1 protein-coding gene is annotated in these 1,904 nt (G+C 64.1%); it reads right to left on the reverse strand.

Annotated elements, in window-relative coordinates; translation table 11 throughout:
• Window positions 1-1,904, reverse strand: a 1,904-nt coding sequence (locus WKB25_RS21040) for an AAA family ATPase (RefSeq protein WP_340572790.1), incomplete at both ends; no start/stop codon positions are given.

Genomic DNA, 1,904 nt, shown 5'->3' on the forward strand with positions numbered 1-1,904 from the left:
GCACCGTACACCGGATCGAAGCCGACGTTGCCGAGCAGATCGAACGCCGCATCGGACACCACCAGCTTCAGGCCACGCTCGGCCAGGCGCTTTTCCAGGCCGCGCATCTGGATGCGCGCGATCTGCTTGATCTGCTGCTTGTCCAGCGGATGGAACACCACGATGTCGTCCAGCCGGTTGATGAACTCCGGACGGAAGTGCGCCTGCACCACGCCCATCACCGCCGCCTTCATCTGCGTGTAGGCCTCCGGCGTGTCATCGCCACTCATGTCCTGGATCTGGTGCGACCCCAGGTTCGAGGTCATCACGATGACGGTGTTGCGGAAGTCCACCGTGCGGCCCTGGCCGTCGGTCAGGCGACCGTCGTCCAGCACCTGCAGCAGGATGTTGAACACATCCGGATGCGCCTTTTCCACCTCATCCAGCAGGATCAGCGAATACGGGCGACGACGCACGGCCTCGGTGAGGTAACCACCTTCCTCGTAGCCGACGTAGCCCGGTGGCGCACCGATCAGGCGGGCGACGCTGTGCTTCTCCATGAACTCGCTCATGTCGATGCGGATCATCGCGTCGGCGCTGTCGAACAGGAACTCGGCCAGCGACTTGCACAGTTCGGTCTTGCCCACGCCGGTCGGGCCCAGGAACAGGAACGAGCCCCCCGGTCGATTCGGATCGGACAGGCCCGCACGCGAACGACGCACCGCGTCGGACACCACCTTGATCGCCTCTTCCTGGCCGACCACGCGGTTGTGCAGCACCTCTTCCATGCGCAGCAGCTTGTCACGCTCGCCTTCGAGCATCTTGTTGACCGGGATGCCGGTCCACCGCGAGACGACCTCGGCGATCTCCTCGTCGGTGACGCGGTCCTGCACCAGCTTGAAGTCGTGGTTCTCCACTTCCTGGGCGGCAGCCAGCTGCTTTTCCAGCTGCGGCAGCACGCCGTACTGGATTTCGCTCATGCGGGCGAAATCCTGCCGGCGCTGCGCCGACTCCAGTTCGACCTTGGCCTGCTCGATCTGTTCCTTGATCTTGGTCGTGCCCTGCAGCGCGGCCTTCTCCGATTTCCAGACTTCGTTGAGATCGGAGAACTCGCGCTCCAGCGCGTCGATATCGTTTTCCAGGTCGGCCAGACGCTGCCGCGAGGCATCGTCCTTTTCCTTCTTCAGCATCTCGCGCTGGATCTTCAGCTGGATCAGGCGGCGTTCCAGCCGGTCCAGTTCTTCGGGCTTGGAGTCGATTTCCATGCGCAGGCGCGAAGCAGCCTCGTCCATCAGGTCGATGGCCTTGTCCGGCAGCTGGCGGTCGGTGATGTAGCGATTGGACAGCGTCGCCGCGGCCACGATGGCCGGGTCGGTGATCTCCACCCCGTGGTGCACCGCGTACTTTTCCTTCAGGCCGCGCAGGATCGCGATGGTGTCCTCCACCGTCGGCTCGCCCACGAAGACTTTCTGGAAGCGGCGCTCCAGCGCGGCATCCTTCTCGATGTATTTGCGGTACTCGTCCAGCGTGGTAGCACCGACGCAGTGCAGTTCACCGCGTGCGAGCGCCGGCTTGAGCATGTTGCCTGCATCCATCGCGCCGTCGGCCTTGCCGGCACCGACCATGGTGTGCAACTCATCGATGAACAGGATGATCTGCCCTTCGCTCTTGGCCAGGTCGTTGAGCACGCCCTTCAGGCGCTCCTCGAATTCGCCGCGGAACTTCGCACCGGCGATCAGCGCGCCCATGTCCAGCGACAGCACGCGCTTGCCGCGCAGACCCTCGGGCACTTCGTCGTTGATGATGCGCTGGGCCAGGCCTTCGACGATCGCGGTCTTGCCCACGCCGGGTTCGCCGATCAGCACCGGGTTGTTCTTGGTACGACGCTGCAGCACCTGGATGGTGCGGCGGATCTCCTCGTCACG

The organism is Stenotrophomonas sp. G106K1 (genome assembly GCF_037969685.1).
GTDB classification, from domain to species: Bacteria; Pseudomonadota; Gammaproteobacteria; order Xanthomonadales; family Xanthomonadaceae; genus Stenotrophomonas; species Stenotrophomonas lactitubi.